The 17,884-nt window shown below is 61.7% G+C and carries 13 protein-coding genes; 2 read left to right on the top strand and 11 right to left on the bottom strand.

What is annotated here, in order from left to right; all coding sequences use genetic code 11:
* Window positions 1-140 precede the first annotated feature (140 nt).
* Together BLS61_RS09850 and BLS61_RS09845 are read left to right on the top strand one after the other, a co-directional pair.
* A complete protein-coding gene (locus tag BLS61_RS09850; protein WP_090430298.1) occupies window positions 141-584 on the top strand; it encodes a PaaI family thioesterase in 444 nt (147 codons plus the stop codon).
* A 122-nt stretch (window positions 585-706) separates the two neighbouring features.
* On the top strand, window positions 707-1,504 hold the full coding sequence (locus tag BLS61_RS09845; RefSeq protein ID WP_090430296.1) for a universal stress protein: 798 nt from the start codon (window positions 707-709) through the stop codon (window positions 1,502-1,504).
* Window positions 1,505-1,550: 46 nt separating this feature from the next.
* Here BLS61_RS09845 and BLS61_RS09840 read toward each other — a convergent pair whose 3' ends face one another.
* The 11 genes from BLS61_RS09840 to BLS61_RS09790 form a co-directional block, all read right to left on the bottom strand.
* A complete protein-coding gene (locus BLS61_RS09840) occupies window positions 1,551-2,321 on the bottom strand; it encodes a ParA family protein (RefSeq protein WP_090430294.1) in 771 nt (256 codons plus the stop codon).
* A 129-nt stretch (window positions 2,322-2,450) separates the two neighbouring features.
* Window positions 2,451-3,518 carry a uroporphyrinogen decarboxylase gene (gene hemE / locus BLS61_RS09835; protein ID WP_090430292.1) on the bottom strand — a complete coding sequence of 356 codons (1,068 nt, stop codon included), beginning with the start codon at window positions 3,516-3,518 and terminating at the stop codon, window positions 2,451-2,453.
* Between the two features lie 100 nt (window positions 3,519-3,618).
* Complete coding sequence (locus BLS61_RS09830; protein WP_090430290.1) at window positions 3,619-4,956, bottom strand: hypothetical protein; 1,338 nt, start codon at window positions 4,954-4,956, stop codon at window positions 3,619-3,621.
* Window positions 4,953-5,831, bottom strand: a complete 879-nt coding sequence (locus BLS61_RS09825; RefSeq protein WP_003246667.1) for an ABC transporter ATP-binding protein — start codon at window positions 5,829-5,831, stop codon at window positions 4,953-4,955. Before BLS61_RS09825 ends, BLS61_RS09830 begins: the two co-directional genes overlap by 4 nt.
* Window positions 5,828-6,217 carry a GntR family transcriptional regulator gene (locus BLS61_RS09820; protein ID WP_003246668.1) on the bottom strand — a complete coding sequence of 130 codons (390 nt, stop codon included), beginning with the start codon at window positions 6,215-6,217 and terminating at the stop codon, window positions 5,828-5,830. The genes BLS61_RS09825 and BLS61_RS09820 overlap by 4 nt, the downstream gene beginning before the upstream one ends.
* 130 nt (window positions 6,218-6,347) lie before the next feature.
* Complete coding sequence (locus BLS61_RS09815) at window positions 6,348-7,766, bottom strand: FAD-dependent oxidoreductase (protein ID WP_017678548.1); 1,419 nt, start codon at window positions 7,764-7,766, stop codon at window positions 6,348-6,350.
* Window positions 7,767-7,800: 34 nt separating this feature from the next.
* Window positions 7,801-12,249, bottom strand: a complete 4,449-nt coding sequence (gene gltB / locus BLS61_RS09810; RefSeq protein ID WP_090430288.1) for a glutamate synthase large subunit — start codon at window positions 12,247-12,249, stop codon at window positions 7,801-7,803.
* 238 nt (window positions 12,250-12,487) lie between these two features.
* Window positions 12,488-14,044, bottom strand: coding sequence for an AAA family ATPase (locus tag BLS61_RS09805; RefSeq protein ID WP_090430286.1), 1,557 nt, complete (start codon window positions 14,042-14,044; stop codon window positions 12,488-12,490).
* Window positions 14,045-14,054: 10 nt separating this feature from the next.
* Window positions 14,055-15,158, bottom strand: a complete 1,104-nt coding sequence (gene aroB, locus BLS61_RS09800; protein ID WP_090430284.1) for a 3-dehydroquinate synthase — start codon at window positions 15,156-15,158, stop codon at window positions 14,055-14,057.
* A gap of 51 nt (window positions 15,159-15,209) precedes the next feature.
* Complete coding sequence (gene aroK / locus BLS61_RS09795; RefSeq protein ID WP_090430282.1) at window positions 15,210-15,728, bottom strand: shikimate kinase AroK; 519 nt, start codon at window positions 15,726-15,728, stop codon at window positions 15,210-15,212.
* A gap of 5 nt (window positions 15,729-15,733) precedes the next feature.
* Window positions 15,734-17,851 carry a type IV pilus secretin PilQ gene (locus BLS61_RS09790; RefSeq protein ID WP_090430418.1) on the bottom strand — a complete coding sequence of 706 codons (2,118 nt, stop codon included), beginning with the start codon at window positions 17,849-17,851 and terminating at the stop codon, window positions 15,734-15,736.
* Between the last annotated feature and the right edge of the window lie 33 nt (window positions 17,852-17,884).

The following is a 17,884-nucleotide window of genomic DNA, read 5'->3' as shown; positions in this document are numbered from 1 at the left end:
AGCGCCCCCTAGGGCCTGGGTACGGCCTCCAGAGTATCGACAGAGCTTGAGCGCTTCGGTCATGCGCGGTGACCGCTGCGGTCAATTGCACGTTGACCATCAGGCCTTAGGCTGGCGGCACGCCCCCTAGGAGTACCTCCATGCCCCTGCCCGTGGAAATCGCTCGCCAGCTCACCGAGGAGCAGATCGCCTTCGTCAAACGCAGCGGCCTCAAGGCCGAGGTGCTCGAACCCGGCTTCGTGCGCCTGTACATGCCGCTGCACGGCAACCAGAACCATATCGGCAGCATGTACGCCGGCGCCCTCTTCACCCTCGCGGAAATTCCCGGCGGCGCGCTGTTCCTGACCAGCTTCGACGCCCAGCGCTTCTACCCCATCATCAGGGAAATGAACCTGCGTTTTCGTCGCCCGGCCATGGGCGACATTCAGGTAGAAGCACGCCTCTCGACCGAGGAGATCGCCCGCCTGGAAGAACAGGCGAGCCAGCAGGGCAAGGCCGAATATGTGCTCGAACTGCAACTGACCGACGGCAGCGGCGAAGTGGTCGCGGAAAGTCGCGGCCACTACCAATTGCGTTTACGCTGAATGGCGTCGCCCATGGGATTCGCAAACGGTAACAGTCTGCGAACTTGCCACAGGTCAAAAGAGCGGCTATTTGAACAGGCACAATAAAATTGCCGACGGGTATCGGCAGGAGAGCCGTCACCATGTTCAATCACATTCTCATCGCCCATGACCTGCGCGACACCGCCGACATGGCGCTGTGCCGCGCAACCCAGCTGGCCCGCCAGCACAACGCCCGCCTGACCATCCTCCATGTACTGGACCCCAGCCAGAGCAGCGAGCAGCATGAAAAAGCGCGCCAGGCACTGGATCGCAGCCTGACCCAATTCGCCCCGCCCGGCACCGAGCTGCGCATGCTCAGCGGCAAACCCTCGGAAGTGGTGCTGCAGCAGGTGCAGGCCAGCGGCTGCGACCTGCTGGTACTGGGCGGCCATCATCAGCGCCATGACTTCTTCTCCGGCACCAGCCTGGATCGCATCGCCCGACGCTGCACCGTGCCGCTGCTGCTGGTGGCGCGCAACGACTTCCAGCCTTATCAGCGCGCACTGGCCGCCATCGACTTCTCGCTCTGTGCCTGCAGCGCCTTCGGCCAGGCCTATCGCCTGCTGCCCGCCGAGGCCGAACTGCATGCCCTGCACGTGTTCGAGCCGGACAAGGGCACCGCGCAACAGGTCGAGCTGCAGTTGCAGACCCAGCGCGCGCTGATCGATCAATTGCTGCAGGACGAGGCGCAGAACCTTACGCCTGGCGGCCCCAAACTGAGCCACGAAGTGCTGCAAGGCGGCATCCTGCGCAGCCTGCAGGAGCAGATCAAGGTGCGCCGCGGTGAATTGCTGGTGCTCGGCAGCCATGGCCGCAGCGCCTTCTCCCAGGCGCTGCTGGGCAGCCTGGCCCAGCACTTCCTGCACAAGGCGCCGTGCGACGTGTTCGTGGTGCGCTAGAAACCGCGACACAGAAAAAAGGCGCCTGTCGGCGCCTTGTTCATTCTCAACTGGCGTTGAGCAGATCGTGCAGTTCGACGAACTGCTGGGTCAGCTTGTGCCGTGCATCCAGATGGATCAGCGGCGTGCATACCTGGTGCGACTCGCGCATCTTCACCGAACTCATCAGATTCACCGGCAGCACCGGCAGCCCTTCGGCGATCAGCTCATCGAGCAGTTGCTGCGGCAAGGTTGCGCGCGGCTGGAACTGGTTGACCACTATACCCTCCACCTCCAACTCCTCGTTGTGGTCGTCCTTGAGCTCTTCGATCTCGGCCAGCAGACCGTACAGGGCATTGCGCGAGAAACTGTCGCAGTCGAAAGGGATGAGCACGCGGTCTGCCGCGATCAATGCCGATACCGTATAGAAATTCAGCGCAGGCGGGGTATCCAAGTAGATGTGATCGTAATCCTCGGCCAGCTCCTCGAGCAGTTTGCGCAGCTTGTTGATCTTGTGCTTCTGCTCCAGCTTGGGCTGCAGCTCGGCCAGCTCGGCGGTGGCGGTGACCACGTGCAGGTTGTCGAAGGGCGTCTCGTAGATATCGACCTTGCCCTTCTTGGCGAAGGGACCGGATGACAGGGTCTGCTTGAAGAAATCGGCGATGCCCACGGGGATATCCTCACCGCTCAGGCCGGTAAGGTAATGGGTCGAGTTGGCCTGGGCGTCCAGGTCGATCAACAGGGTGCGGTAGCCCTGCGCCGCACTCACCGCCGCGAGATTGCAGGCGATGCTGGACTTGCCTACGCCGCCCTTCTGGTTGAACACCACACGTCGCATTGCACACCTCCCTGAGCCTCGATGGCATTGGATTCTATGCAAAGGCTGTGACAAGCGCGAGGTGTTTGGTCATGTGCTGACCACTGGATAAGGAAGAGGCCGCTTACGCGGCCTCTGCAGGACGATCGATCAGCGGTGGTAAGCCGCCGACAGCTCGTGCACCGCCTCGAAGAAGGCGCCCGCATGACCCGGATCGACTTCCGGGGTGATGCCATGGCCGAGGTTGAACACATGGCCGCTGCCGGCACCGTAGGCGGCCAGGATGCGCGCCACCTCGGCGCGGATCGCTTCCGGCTTGGCGTAGAGCACTGCCGGGTCCATGTTGCCCTGCAGGGCGACCTTGGCACCGACTCGGGCACGAGCGCTGCCGATGTCGCAGGTCCAGTCCAGCCCCAGCGCCTCGGCGCCGCTATCGGCCATGGACTCCAGCCACAGACCGCCACCCTTGGTGAACAGGATGACCGGCACGCGGCGCCCGTCGTGCTCGCGGATCAGGCCGTCGACGATCTGCTTCATGTAGGCCAGGGAGAACTCCTGATAGGCCGCCGCCGACAGCGCGCCGCCCCAGGAATCGAAGATCTGTACCGCCTGCGCCCCGGCCAGGATCTGCCCGTTGAGGTAGGCAGTGACCGACTGCGCCAGCTTGTCGAGCAGTGCATGCAAGGCCTGCGGGTTGTCGTAGAGCATGGCCTTGGTCTTGCGGAAATCCTTCGACGAGCCGCCTTCGACCATGTAGGTAGCCAGCGTCCAGGGACTGCCGGAGAAACCGATCAGCGGCACACGACCGTTCAGCTCGCGGCGAATGGTACGCACCGCGTCCATCACATAGCCCAGGTCCTTCTCGGCATCCGGCACCGGCAGCGCCTCGATATCGGCCAGGCTACTGACCACCTTCTTGAAGCGCGGACCTTCGCCGGTTTCGAAGTACAGACCCTGGCCCATGGCATCGGGGATGGTGAGGATGTCGGAAAAGAGAATCGCCGCATCCAGTTGCGGGTAGCGGTCCAGCGGCTGGATGGTGACCTCGCAGGCAAGCGTGGGATTCTTCATCAGGCTCACGAAGTCGCCGGCCTTGGCCCGGGTCGCGCGATACTCCGGCAGATAGCGGCCTGCCTGGCGCATCATCCAGATCGGCGTGACATCCACGGGTTGCTTGAGCAGGGCAAGAAGGAAACGGTCGTTCTTCAGGGCAGTCATGGCGGCATCCGGCGAAAAAAGTGCGGGCATTTTCGCAGAGCGCAAAACAAAAGGCACGGCGGGTGCCGTGCCTTTTATCCATCGCGACGATTTGTCTCGCTCAGGAAAAGTAAGGCGCCCCACGTCGCTGCAGGCGCAGGAAGATAAGTCCGCAAAAGGTCAGAGATGACATCAGCAGAACCAACCACGACAGTAATAAACTGACAGATTCATGCCCAGAGAGCAGCCAAGCACTGCTGGCAATAGCGACGCCTAGCAACACAAACTCGAAAAGTCGCCAACCACTTGACTTACAACCGTACAGGCCAACATGCAGAGCCTGCCCCAAGCTCAAAAACAGAATCACCAGCAGATAGAGCCAGACCCACTGAAGCCAGGCGACTGGGAAACCATAATTCCAACCGATCAGGCTGATAAAGAGGCCCAGGAAAACCAGTCGCTCCGACATTCCACGCAATATCTGCAGGCACACCCCCAAGAGCCACCGCCTGTCACTCGGCAACCCCGGCAGCAAGCACAACTCGGCGACCAGCGACTGGCTGGTACGAGTACGCTCTGCCAGCAAATAACGTGCAGGCTGCGATACCAGTATCAGACAGGCGGCAACTAGTCCGTACGCAATAATAAAACGCGTACCGCGATCCGGCTCCAGCCACAGCAGAAAGCCAATGCCACTGCATACATATAGCCCACCCAGCAGTCGGTTACGCCAGCTCGACTCCTGGATGATGCCCTTCAGTTCGGGACCGAGCACCTCGCGCATCCGCTGGACTGGAGTGAACCCAGAGCTTGACTCAGGCGCACTTTTCTGACGAAACAGCGCCACATCCTCGTCCTGCACGATCAGGCGCAATGGCGTCTCGACAGCGAGAGCTAGCACCGGCCAGCGTCGCTTGCATACGCAAGACCACAGGACAGCTGCTAATGATAGGGTGACCAGGGCCGACGCGCCGTACTGTAAAGCCGTCTGCGGCCACCAGACCTGCCAGTAAGTGCCAGCCAGCAGCAGGGCAGGCACGATAGCCGCGGTCATTCGATGGGCCGGCAGAACCAGTATCAGCAGGGCCAGCCCCCAGCCCAACAGCAGTCCGGCCCCCAGGCGGGCGACATTTGCGTGTTCAGACAGCGCCGCCAGGCTGACAATAGCCAGCAGGCATAACGCAAAATTGGCAAGAGCACCAAAGGCTACGACCCTGATAGCCCCCGGCATTCGCAATCCGAGCATGTACCAGGCAAGATGAAAAGGCCGCGCAGAGATCAGCAGCCCCCAGTGTAATCCCGCGAGCAACCAAGCCAGCGTCTGTACATTCTGTGCATGATTGCCGCGTACGCTCGGCCCGAAGAGAAGACTCAAGGTCATCAAGGCACTACAGATGGCAAGGGCAAACAGCAGACGCTGGTTTTCAGGCCACAGACTACGCCAGTGCACAGCGATCACCGCACCAACTCCAGGAACAGATCCTCCAGGCCAAGAGCCTGCGCCTGGAACCTGCCAGGCAATGGAGAAGCGCTACCCGCAGCAAGGCGTAACAACACGCTATAGCCACCATCGCCAAGACGATGGCGCACGATCTCCCCGGGTAATCGCTCTTGCGGGAGGCTGAAGTCAGCCGGCAGTACGATACGCCGAACTTCGTCTTTCAATTCATCCAGGCCGGCCTGCAACAGCAGTCGTCCCTGATGCAGAAAGGCGACCTCAGAGGCGATGCGCTCCAGATCGGAAACGATATGCGTCGACAAAATCACCGTAGCGCCCTGCTCGGCCGCACTACCGACAATCTCGCGCAGCAGCTCGCGACGCGCGACCGGATCGAGTGCTGCAGCTGGCTCATCCAGCACCAGCAACCGCGGTCGACTGCCCAACGCACGAATCAGGGCCACCTGCTGACGCTCGCCGGGTGATAGCTTGTTCAATTGCCGCGCCCGCGACAGCTCCCAGCGTTCGAGTAGTCGCTTTACCAACTCGACATCCCAATTCGGATAAAGACTCCCGACAAAATCCAGCATGGCGCCGACCGTCATCCACGGGAAACTGTCGGGCAGTTGCGGCACATAACTCAGCGCGCTCTTGGTCTGATCATCTAGGCGCGTTGCGTCACGCCTCTGCACAAACGCTTGCCCGGTATCGGCGCGTAGCAGACCGAGCATGCAGCGCAGCAAGGTGCTCTTGCCGGCTCCATTACGGCCAACCAAGCCCAAAATGCTGCCTGACTCGACACGTAGCGATACATCATCCAGCACCTGATTATCGGCATAGCGTTTTGCCAGACCACGAACCTCGATCACTGCTTCCGAGTTGCACACTGCGCTCATTCCTTTTTCTCCATCAAGGGCCGTAAAGCCTCCGTTACCTGCTGAAAATTCAGATCAAGTTGGCGCGCCTGACGGACCAGCTCGGTGAGCAGAGGCGTCAGTGCCTGTAAACGCTCAGCACTTGGCTGCCTAACGGCAGCCTGCGCCATAACCACCATGCCCTTGCCGCGCAGTCGCTCGAGGAAACCCTGCTCCTCCAGCAACGAATAAGCCTTGGATACAGTCATGGGATTGATGGCGTGCGCAGCTGCCACCTCTCGCACCGAGGGGAGGCGAGTGCCTGGCGGGCATTGACCTGCCGCGATCAGGCGCGCGATTTGCCCCACAATCTGTCGGTAGATGGGGTCGGGCGAAGCGGGCTCGATATATAGGGCTTCTGGATTCATGTGTATTAATATAGCGATACACTAAAGAAAGCTGCAAGCCAGAAACAGCAATACAAAACAAAAGGCACGGCGAGTGCCGTGCCTTTTGTCCATCGCGACGATTTGTCTCGCCTTTACTTGCCCTGCGTCATTAGACGCCCAGATAGTCGAGGATGCCTTCGGCGGCGTTGCGGCCTTCGAAGATCGCCGTCACCACCAGGTCGGAACCACGCACCATGTCGCCACCGGCGAAGATCTTCGGGTTGCTGGTCTGGTGCTTGAACTGAGACTGCTCGGGCGCCACGACGCGGCCCTGGCTGTCGGTCTGGATCTCGAACTGCTCGAACCAGGGCGCCGGGCTCGGGCGGAAACCGAAGGCGATCAGCACGGCTTCGGCCGGGATGATCTCCTCGGAACCCGGGATCGGCTCGGGGCTGCGACGGCCACGGGCATCGGGCTCACCGAGACGGGTCTCGACCACCTTGATGCCTTCCACCTTGTCTTCGCCGACGATGGCGATGGGCTGGCGGTTGAAGAGGAACTTCACGCCCTCTTCCTTGGCGTTCTTCACTTCCTTGCGCGAGCCCGGCATGTTCTCTTCGTCACGGCGGTAGGCGCAGGTCACGGCCTTGGCGCCCTGACGGATCGAGGTGCGGTTGCAGTCCATCGCGGTGTCGCCACCGCCCAGTACCACGACGCGCTTGCCCTTCATGTCGATGAAGTCTTCCGGCGACTTCTCGAAACCGAGATTGCGGTTGACGTTGGCGATGAGGAAGTCCAGCGCGTCATAGACGCCCGGCAGGTCTTCACCCGGGAAGCCACCCTTCATGTAGGTGTAGGTGCCCATGCCCATGAAGACGGCATCGTACTCATCCAGCAATTGCTGCATGGTCACGTCCTTGCCGATCTCGGTGTTCAGGCGGAACTCGATGCCCATGCCGGTGAAGACTTCACGGCGGCGGCTGAGCACGGTCTTTTCCAGCTTGAACTCGGGGATGCCGAAGGTCAGCAGACCGCCGATTTCCGGGTTCTTGTCGAACACCACCGGGGTCACGCCGTTGCGCACCAGCACGTCGGCGCAGCCCAGGCCCGCCGGGCCGGCGCCGATCACCGCGACGCGCTTGCCGGTCGGTTTGACCTTGGACATGTCCGGACGCCAGCCCATGGCGAAAGCGGTGTCGGTGATGTACTTCTCCACCGAGCCGATGGTCACCGCGCCGAAGCCGTCATTGAGGGTGCAGGCACCCTCGCACAGACGATCCTGCGGGCACACGCGACCGCAGACTTCCGGCAGGGTGTTGGTCTGGTGCGAGAGTTCGGCGGCGGCCAGGATGTTGCCTTCCGACACCAGCTTGAGCCAGTTCGGAATGAAGTTGTGCACCGGGCACTTCCACTCGCAATACGGGTTGCCGCAGCCCAGGCAGCGATGCGCCTGGTCTGCAGCCTGCGCCGGCTTGAAGTTGTCGTAGATCTCGACGAACTCCTTCTTGCGCTGACGCAGCAGTTTCTTCTTCGGGTCTTTGCGCCCGACTTCGATGAACTGGAAGTCGTTATTCAGACGTTCAGTCATTGCATTACCTCATCAAACCACTTCAGGCGCATTCTTATTGCGGGTTGGCACGGGTGCTGGACAACAGCGACTTCAGGCTTGCCGCTTTCGGTTTCACCAGCCAGAACTTGCGCAGGTAATCGTCCAGGTTTTCCAGCAGATTCTGGCCCCACTCGCTACCGGTTTCCTCGACATACTCGGCCAGCACGCTTTCCAGGTGGCTGCGGTAGGCCTCCATCGCTTCGTTGTTGATGCGCTGGATTTCCACCAGTTCGTGGTTGACGCGGTCGTAGAAGCCGTTGTCCATGTCGAGCACATAGGCGAAGCCGCCGGTCATGCCCGAGCCGAAGTTGTAGCCGGTCTTGCCAAGCACGCAGACGAAACCGCCGGTCATGTACTCGCAGCAGTGGTCGCCAGTGCCTTCCACCACGGCGTGGGCGCCGGAGTTGCGCACGGCGAAACGCTCGCCCGCGGTACCGGTGGCGAACAGCTTGCCGCCGGTGGCGCCGTACAGGCAGGTGTTGCCGATGATGGCGCTGTCCTCGGTGGCGAACGGGCTGCCGGCAGGCGGGGTGATGACGATCTTGCCGCCGGTCATGCCCTTGCCCACGTAGTCGTTGGCATCGCCTTCCAGGCGCAGGTGCAGACCACCGGCGTTCCACACGCCGAAGCTCTGACCGGCAGTGCCCTTGAAGCGGAAGGTGATCGGTGCGTCGTTCATGCCCTGGTTGCCATGCACGCGGGCGATCTCGCCGGAAATGCGCGCGCCGATGGAGCGGTCGCAGTTGCCGATGTTCAGCTCGTACTCACCGCCGGTCTTGCCGGCGATGGCGTCCTTGGCCATGTCCACCATCTTCTCGGCCAGCAGGCCTTCGTCGAACGGCGGGTTCTTCGGCACCTGACAGAACTGCGGCTTGTCGGCCGGGATATGCGCGCTGGCCAGCAGCGGCGACAGATCCAGGTTGCCCTGCTTGGCGGTCTCGCCCGGCAGCACTTCGAGCAGATCGGTACGGCCGATCAGCTCTTCCAGGCTGCGCACGCCCAGCTTGGCCAGCCACTCGCGGGTTTCCTCGGCGACATAGGTGAAGAAGTTCATCACCATCTCGACGGTGCCGATGAAGTGATCCTTGCGCAGCTTGTCGTTCTGCGTGGCCACGCCGGTGGCGCAGTTGTTCAGGTGGCAGATGCGCAGGTATTTGCAGCCCAGGGCCACCATCGGCGCAGTACCGAAGCCGAAGCTCTCGGCGCCGAGGATGGCCGCCTTGATCACGTCCAGACCGGTTTTCAGGCCACCGTCGGTCTGTACCCGCACCTTGCCGCGCAGGTCGTTGCCGCGCAGGGTCTGGTGGGTTTCGGCCAGGCCCAGTTCCCAGGGCGCGCCGGCATAGCGGATGGAGGTCAGCGGCGAGGCGCCGGTACCGCCGTCGTAGCCGGAAATGGTGATCAGGTCGGCATAGGCCTTGGCCACACCGGCAGCGATGGTGCCGACACCGGCTTCCGCCACCAGCTTGACTGACACCAGCGCCTTCGGGTTGACCTGCTTGAGGTCATAGATCAGCTGCGCCAGGTCTTCGATCGAGTAGATGTCGTGGTGCGGCGGCGGCGAGATCAGGGTCACGCCCGGCACCGCATAACGCAGACGCGCGATCAGGCCGTTGACCTTGCCACCCGGCAGCTGGCCGCCCTCACCGGGCTTGGCGCCCTGGGCCACCTTGATCTGCAGAACTTCGGCGTTGACCAAGTATTCCGGAGTCACGCCAAAGCGGCCGGTGGCCACCTGCTTGATCTTGGAGCTCTTGATGGTGCCGTAGCGGGCCGGGTCTTCACCGCCCTCACCGGAGTTGGAGCGACCACCCAGACGGTTCATCGCCTCGGCCAGCGCCTCGTGCGCCTCCGGAGACAGTGCGCCGAGCGAGATACCAGCGGCGTCGAAGCGCTTGAAGATCGACTGCAGCGGCTCGACTTCGTCGAGGCCGATCGGCGTGGCGGATTCCTTGACCTTGAGCAGGTCGCGGATCATCGACACCGGACGGGTGTCGACCAGCGTCGAATATTCCTTGTACTTGGCGTAGTTGCCCTGCTGCACGGCTTCCTGCAGCGTGCGCACCACGTCCGGGTTGTAGGCGTGGTATTCGCCGCCGTAGACGAACTTGAGCAGACCACCCTGCTGGATCGGCTTGCGGTTGTTCCAGGCCTCGAAGGACAGCAGCTTCTGCTCGCTCTCGATATCGACGAAGCGCGCGCCCTGGATGCGGCTGGCCACGCCACGGAAGCACAGCTCGGTGACTTCGTCGGCCAGGCCGACGGCCTCGAACAGCTGCGCACCGCGGTAGGACGCGACAGTGGAGATGCCCATCTTCGACAGGATCTTCAGCAGGCCCTTGGAAATGCCCTTGCGGTAGTGCTTGAACACTTCGTATAGATCGCCCAGCACTTCGCCGGTGCGGATCAGGTCGCCCAGCACTTCGTAGGCCAGGAAGGGGTATACCGCCGAGGCGCCGAAGCCCAGCAGCACGGCGTAGTGATGCGGATCGCGCGCGGTGGCGGTTTCCACCAGGATGTTGCAGTCGCAGCGCAGGCCCTTTTCCACCAGGCGGTGGTGCACGGCACCGGTGACCAGCGACGCATGCGCCGGCAGCTTGCCCGGGGCGATGTGACGGTCGGTCAGCACCAGCAGCACCTTGCCGGCGCGCACGGCTTCCTCGGCCTGGTCGGCCATGTTGCGCACGGCGGCTTCCAGGCCAAGCGACTCGTCGTAGTTCATGTCGATGACATGACGGTCGAAGCCCGGACGATCCAGGTTCATCAGCGCGCGCCACTTGGCCGGCGAGATCACCGGGCTGCTGAGGATCACGCGGGTGGCGTGCTCGGGCGATTCGCTGAAGATGTTGCGTTCGGCGCCCAGGCAGATTTCCAGGGACATGACGATCGCTTCGCGCAGCGGGTCGATCGGCGGGTTGGTGACCTGCGCGAACTGCTGGCGGAAGTAATCGTATGGCGAGCGCACGCGCTGGCTGAGCACCGCCATCGGCGTGTCGTCGCCCATGGAGCCGACGGCTTCCTGGCCCTGCTCGCCGAGCGGACGCAGCACCTGGTCACGCTCCTCGAAGGTGACCTGGAACATCTTCATGTACTGCTTGAGCTGGTCCGGGTCGTAGAAGGGCGAACCGTGGTCGCGGTCTTCCAGCGTCGCCTTGATGCGCTGGGCATGCTTGCGCAGCCACAGCTTGTAGGGGTGGCGCGACTTCAGACGGCTGTCGATGGACTCGGTGTCCAGCACCTGGCCGGTCTCGGTGTCGACGGCGAGGATCTGCCCCGGGCCGACACGGCCCTTGGCGATGACGTCCTCGGGCTGGTAGTCCCACACGCCGATTTCCGAGGCCAGGGTGATGTAACCGTTCTTGGTGGTGACCCAACGCGCCGGGCGCAGACCGTTACGGTCGAGCAGGCACACGGCATGGCGACCATCGGTCAGCACCACGCCGGCCGGGCCATCCCAGGGCTCCATGTGCATGGAGTTGTACTCGTAGAACGCGCGCAGGTCGGCGTCCATGGTCTCGACGTTCTGCCAGGCCGGCGGAATGATCATGCGCAGGCCGCGGAACAGGTCGATGCCGCCGGTGACCATCAGCTCGAGCATGTTGTCCATGCTCGAGGAGTCGGAGCCGACGCGGTTGACCAGCGGGCCCAGCTCGTCGAGATCGGGAATCAGCTCGTTGGCGAACTTGGTGCGACGGGCCTGCGCCCAGTTGCGGTTGCCGGTGATGGTGTTGATCTCGCCGTTGTGCGCGAGGAAGCGGAAGGGCTGCGCCAGCGGCCACTTCGGCAGGGTATTGGTGGAGAAACGCTGGTGGAAGACCGCGATGGCGGTCTGCAGGCGCTCGTCACCCAGGTCCGGGTAGAACTGCTGCAGGTCCGCCGGCATCATCAGGCCTTTGTAGATGATGGTCTTGTGCGAGAAGCTGCAGATGTAGTGATCGGCGTCGTCGGCATTGGCCACCGAGGAACGACGGCGGGCGCTGAACAGCTTGATGGCGAATTCCTGGTCGGAGAGACCCTCGCCACCGATGAACACCTGCTCGATCTGCGGCAGGCGCTCCAGTGCCAGCTGGCCGAGCACGCTGGTGTCGATCGGCACCTTGCGCCAGCCCACCAGTTGCAGGCCGGCCGCGAGGATTTCGCGGTTCATGTTCTCGCGTGCGACCTCGGCCTTGGCCGGATCCTGATTGAAGAACACCATGCCCACGGCATACTGCGCAGGCAGTTCGACGCCGAATTGCTCCTGGGCGATGGCGCGCAGGAATTGATCGGGCTTCTGGATCAGCAGGCCGCAGCCATCACCAGTCTTGCCGTCGGCGTTGATACCGCCGCGGTGAGTCATGCAGGTGAGGGCCTCAATAGCGGTCTTGAGCAGGTGATGACTAGGCTCACCTTGCATGTGGGCGATCAAGCCGAAGCCGCAGTTATCCTTGAACTCATCAGGACGGTACAAACCTGCTTTCATAGGGGAAACTCTCACCAGGCTGCCTAGACCTCAGGCAAATTGCTTTCTAATTCAATTGCTTAAACCCGAAAAGCAGGCACAGGCATGCTTTGCATAGGCAAAAGGGAGGTCATTGTACATATCCACCCATGGCGTCACAAACTTTCGTGACGAGGGGGTGAATATTTATGTCGCAAAAACGAAGGATAAGACCGCAAGGTCGTGCTAACGACCAGGCGGTCATCTTGCGACAGAGCCCTTAGCGGCTCATTTCCTGCTGGATGCTGCCCAGGGTGCGGGGCCAGGGCTTGCCAGCCTGCAGCTTGGCAGGCAGGTTCTTCACGGCTGCCTGAGCGGCGTCGCGACTGGGGAAACTACCATAGGTCAGCACGAACAGCGGCTGCCCCTGGTAAATCTTCTTGAAATAGCGGTACTCGCTGCCACCCTCACGCACCAGCGCCTGGATGTTGGCTTCCGAACGCGACCCCACCACCTGCAAGGCATAGCGGGACGCCGGCTGCTGTGCGTACCAGTTGCTCGCCGCCGCACTTGGCGCAGCAGCTGGCGCAGGTGCTGGCTTGGGTGCCGGGGCAGGCGCGGGAGCCGGAGCCGGAGCCGCAGGCTTGGACGCGGCTGGCTCAGGCTGCCTGGCAGGTGCAGGTGCAGGTGCAGGTGCAGCAGCGATTGCAGTCGATGGCACGGTCACTGTCGAGGGCTCGGGCACAGCCGGCGGCTCGAAGTTGTCCAGTTCCTCACCAGCCGCCTCGGCCAGCGGCTGGCGGATCACGGTCTGCGACTCCCCCACCAGCGGCAATGGCAGCGGCTGGCTGGCACCTGCGAACTCGATGGCCGGCGTCCGGTTCTGCGGCGCAGGCGCCTGTACGGGCTCCTCGGCTTCTGACGTCGGGGTAGAGGGCTGCAGAGGCAACGAGGTATTGCTCGCTACCGGGGCAGAGGTGGAAGATTCGCGCCCCTGCATGAACCAGGCGGCTGCGACACCTGCCAAGACCACCGCCAGCGCCAACAGGTGCTTCTTTGGCAGCGTGAATCCGCCGCCCGCCGCCCCGCGCCCGGCCGCACGCTGCGCCAGCATCTGCTCGACCAGAAGTTCGCGGGCCTCCTGATTGATCGCCCCCGGCCAACCCTGGGCACGCAGATGAATCTCTTCAATCTGCTCATCGGTCAGGACGTCGATCCCCTGCCCGGCCCCTTCCAAGCGTTGAGCAAGGTATTCGCGCGTTTCCTCCTCGGCATAAGGCTGCAGCTCGATGGCGTGATAACACTCTTCGCCACCAGACAGCGCCTCCAGTCGAGCCAACAATTCATGCTCGGCAAACAGGAAGACATGCGGGCGACCTTCATCACCGCCTGCGGCGAGCACCAGCAGATTTTTCAACGCGACGTCATCCAGCTGGTCCGCATCGTCGACCAGCAGGTAAACCTCCTGACCAGTCAACGCCAGCTGCCCAACCTGCGCCAGAATGGAGCGCACGTCAGCCTGTGCGATGGACAGGCCCTGCGCTATTTGACGCAGCAACGCTTCGCTACCGGTGACACCCTGCGCAATCACGATGCTCTGCACCGCCTGCTTGTTGGTGCTGGCAACCAGCGCCTGGCGCAGCAGCGTCTTGCCGCTGCCCTCGGGCCCGACTACTGCCAGCAGGAGCTGGCTGTAGCGCGCGAGGTGATGCAGTTGCCCCAGTACCGGTTTGCGCTGCGCCGGAAAGAACTTGAAACCGGGCACTCGCGGCGCGAACGGGTCGTGACTGAACTGGTAATGAGCGAGGAAAGCTTCGTCAGCATGCAGACTGGTCATGAATCACTCTTCAAGAGTTGGACGACTGAGCCAGCGCGGCGTAGTCGCTACGCAGCGTGGCGTCGAGAATTTCGCGCGGGTAGTCCGCGGTCACTACCGCTTCGCCCAGGCGCTTGAGCAGCACGAGGCGCAATTGGCCATCGAGAACCTTCTTGTCCACTGCCATATGCTCGAGGAACTGCTCGGGTGTCATATCCTGCGGCGGCACCACGGGCAGCCCGGCAGCCTGCAACAGGCGCACGCCACGATCACGATCGGCAGCCGACAGCCAGCCGAGGCGATGGGACATTTCCAGCGCCATCACCGTTCCGGCGGCAACGGCTTCGCCGTGCAGCCACACGCCATAGCCTTGCTCGGTCTCGATGGCATGACCGAAGGTGTGCCCCAGATTGAGAGTGGCGCGCACCCCCGACTCACGCTCATCCGCGCCGACCACCCGCGCCTTGGCCGCACAGGAACGCTCGATGGCATGGGTCAGTGCAGCGCCATCCAGAGCGCGCAGCGCAGCCATGTTTTCCTCCAGCCAAGCCAGGAAAGGCTCATCGCAGATCAAGCCGTACTTGATGACCTCAGCCAAACCGGCGGACAGCTCGCGCTCCGGCAAGGTGTGCAGGCTGGCGGTATCGATCAGCACCGCTTTGGGCTGATAGAAGGCCCCGACCATGTTCTTGCCCAGCGGATGGTTGATCCCGGTCTTGCCACCCACCGAGGAATCCACCTGCGACAGCAGCGTCGTCGGCACCTGAATGAAATCCACGCCACGCTGGTAACAGGCAGCTGCGAACCCTGCCATATCACCTATCACACCGCCCCCCAGGGCGATAACGGTGGTGCGCCGATCATGCCGAGCCTTCAGCAGGCCATCGAAGATCAGCTGCAGGGTCTCCCAGTTCTTGAACGCCTCGCCATCGGGCAACACGACGGAGGCGACCTTGAAGCCATCCAGGGAGCGCATCAGCGCCTCGAGATACAGAGGTGCCACGGTCTCATTGGTGACGACGGCCACCTGACGCCCCGCGATATGACGAGCGAACAACTCGGGAAGCGCCAGAAGGCCATCGCCGATGTAGATGGGATAGCTGCGCTCGCCGAGTTCAACGTGAAGAGTCTGCATGAGGCCCCCAGAATAAAAAGGCCACTAGGATAGCGCAGTTCGCCACGCGCTTTAACGGGGCGACAAGGCTTCCAGACGCGAGAGAATTTCCTGAACCACCATGCGCGGCGGACGCTCGTCGGTCTCGATGACGATATCGGCAACCTCTCGGTAAAGAGGGTCACGCATGGCCATCAGATCCCTGAGTACCTGAGCGGGGTTGGCCGTGCGCAACAGCGGACGATTGCGATCACGCGAAGTACGGTCGATCTGCTGCTCCACGGAGGTATGCAAATAGACGACTCGCCCGCCAGCATGCAGCGCCTGACGATTCTCCGCACGCATCACGGCACCACCGCCAGTTGCCAGCACCAGACCGTCCTGCTGCGAGAGCTCGGCGATCACCGCCTGCTCCCGCTCACGAAAGCCCTGCTCGCCCTCGACATCGAAGATCCAGGGAATATCGGCGCCGGTACGCTGCTCGATCTCCTTGTCGGAGTCCTTGAAGGGCAAACGCAGCTCTTTGGCAAGCAAACGCCCGATGGTGCTCTTTCCAGCACCCATCGGGCCAACGAGGATTACATTGCGCACTTAGATCATCGATTCACGGCAATGGCTTGGTTGTTCATGATGCGCGGAGTGATGAAAACCAGCAACTCGGCTTTGTTGTCTGCCACGACATCGCGGCGGAACACCCGACCGAGGAATGGCAAATCGCCAAGGAAGGGGACCTTCTCCACACCCTTGGTCTGGGTGTTGGAGAATACGCCACCAATCACGATCGTCTCGCCATCATTCACCAATACCTTGGCGTTGACTTCGTTCTTGTTGATCGGCGGCACACCATTCAGAGCGCGCGCAAAGTCTGGAGCGTCCTTGGTTACCTTGACCTCCATGATGATGCGATTGTCCGGGGTAATCTGCGGAGTTACCTCAAGAGACAGGGCAGCCTCCTTGAATGAAGTACTGGTAGCCCCACTGGAACTTGCCTCCTGATAGGGAACCTCCTGTCCTTTCAGTATCTTGGCAGTTTCCTTGTCCGAGGTAACAACCTTCGGCTGAGAAACGATCTCGCCATTACCCGTCTTCTCCATAGCGGAAAGTTGCAGATCCAGCGTGACATTGTCAGTGAGGAAGCCGATACCTATACCCGAAGTACTGCCAAGCACCCCCATATCAACGAAAGGCACCGGAGCAACACCATCTTGTAACGCAAAGTCACCAACGGTGTCCGTCCCTGGTAAGAAAGCTTGTCCGCTCTCGCTATCGAAAGAAGTTGCTCCGTCCTTGCCGTACACACTCCAATTACCGCGACGACTAGCGCCGCCCCAGCGCACACCCAGAGCCTTGTCGTAGTCCACATTGGCCTCGACGATACGCGCCTCAATCATCACCTGACGTACAGGGATATCAAGTTGGGCAATGATACGGCGCAACTCATCCAACCGATCCTGCGTCTGGTAGGCAATGATGCTGTTGGTGCGCTCATCAACGGTTACAGAGCCACGAGTATCAGAGGTCCCGTCAGCACTGGTGACAGACTGGAACAGTTTCGCCATATCTGCCGCCTTGGCGTAATTCACCTGGATCAGTTCCCGACGCAGTGGCGCCAACTCAGCAATCTGCTTCTGTGACTCCAGCTCCTGCCGCTCACGCGCGGCAATTTCGTCAGCAGGCGCAACCAGCAGGACGTTACCCACTTGGCGCTTATCGAGACCCTTGGTTTTCAGTACCAAATCCAGGGCCTGATCCCAAGGCACGTTCTGCAGACGCAGGGTGATATTGCCGGCAACGGTATCACTCGCCACCAGGTTCAGATCGGTGAAGTCAGCAATCAGCTGCAGGACCGAGCGCACATCGATATCCTGGAAGTTAAGCGACAGTTTTTCGCCCGAGTAGGCAAAACGCTCAGCCTTCCGGCGCTCGGCGTCATCCTGAGAAAGCGGCTTGACGCTCAGTGTCAGCGTGTTTTCAGTCTGGTAGGCCAGGTAATCATAGAGACCTACCGGCTCGACAAGGATGCTCGTTTTATCGGCACTGCCGGTAGCACTGACGAACTGCACCGGAGTCGCAAAGTCTTTCACGTCCAGACGCACGCGCAGTGATTCGGGCAAATCCGTTTTGGCAAAATCAAGACGGATCTTGCCACCTTGCTCTTGAATATCTGGACTTACCGAAGCATCGGACAAGGTGATGACGACATTACCCTCTCCCTGCTCGCCACGCTGAAAGTCGATGTTGCTGATGGCCTTCGGTTGCGGACCATAGGTCTTCTTGGGCGGAACCGACGCTACCGGAGCAGGTACAGAGGCCGCCGGACGCGCCGCAACGGCAGAGGAGTCGCCAACCAATACATACAGGTCATTGCCCTCGACTCGAGTACTGTAGGGGGCAAGGCTGGTGAGGTTAACGATCAGACGGGTGCGATCCTTGGCCTCGACGATGGTAACGCTGCGTGCATTGCCAACGCCAAGCTCACGATTCTTCGAGCCAAGCTTGTTGGAAACACCTGGCAAATCAAGCGCAATGCGCGCCGGTTGTTCGATGGTATAGCCACGAGGAGCAGTAACCGGCTCATCGAAGGAAAGCTTCAGCTCCACCCGATCCCCGGGCAGACTGGCAACACTCAAATCCTGCAGATTGGCCGCCAATATTGCGGGCGACAGCAGCGTAGCCAACAAGGCGACGCTCAGACGCGAAAGAGAGCTGTTCATTTTCGTATCCCGTTTGGCAGACAGATTATTTGT

Source organism: Ectopseudomonas guguanensis (assembly GCF_900104265.1).
Lineage (GTDB): Bacteria > Pseudomonadota > Gammaproteobacteria > Pseudomonadales > Pseudomonadaceae > Aquipseudomonas > Aquipseudomonas guguanensis.
This window is presented reverse-complemented; position numbering and strand designations above follow the sequence as displayed.

Coding starts and splice junctions, on each gene's coding strand:
- gltB (WP_090430288.1), bottom strand. CDS start 12,249: ATGAAAGCAGGTTTGTACCGTCCTGATGAGTTCAAGGATAACTGCGGC.
- hemE (WP_090430292.1), bottom strand. CDS start 3,518: ATGACTGCCCTGAAGAACGACCGTTTCCTTCTTGCCCTGCTCAAGCAA.
- BLS61_RS09840 (WP_090430294.1), bottom strand. CDS start 2,321: ATGCGACGTGTGGTGTTCAACCAGAAGGGCGGCGTAGGCAAGTCCAGC.
- BLS61_RS09805 (WP_090430286.1), bottom strand. CDS start 14,044: ATGACCAGTCTGCATGCTGACGAAGCTTTCCTCGCTCATTACCAGTTC.
- BLS61_RS09820 (WP_003246668.1), bottom strand. CDS start 6,217: ATGAATCCAGAAGCCCTATATATCGAGCCCGCTTCGCCCGACCCCATC.
- BLS61_RS09825 (WP_003246667.1), bottom strand. CDS start 5,831: ATGAGCGCAGTGTGCAACTCGGAAGCAGTGATCGAGGTTCGTGGTCTG.
- BLS61_RS09790 (WP_090430418.1), bottom strand. CDS start 17,851: ATGAACAGCTCTCTTTCGCGTCTGAGCGTCGCCTTGTTGGCTACGCTG.
- BLS61_RS09845 (WP_090430296.1), top strand. CDS start 707: ATGTTCAATCACATTCTCATCGCCCATGACCTGCGCGACACCGCCGAC.
- BLS61_RS09850 (WP_090430298.1), top strand. CDS start 141: ATGCCCCTGCCCGTGGAAATCGCTCGCCAGCTCACCGAGGAGCAGATC.
- aroB (WP_090430284.1), bottom strand. CDS start 15,158: ATGCAGACTCTTCACGTTGAACTCGGCGAGCGCAGCTATCCCATCTAC.
- BLS61_RS09815 (WP_017678548.1), bottom strand. CDS start 7,766: ATGACTGAACGTCTGAATAACGACTTCCAGTTCATCGAAGTCGGGCGC.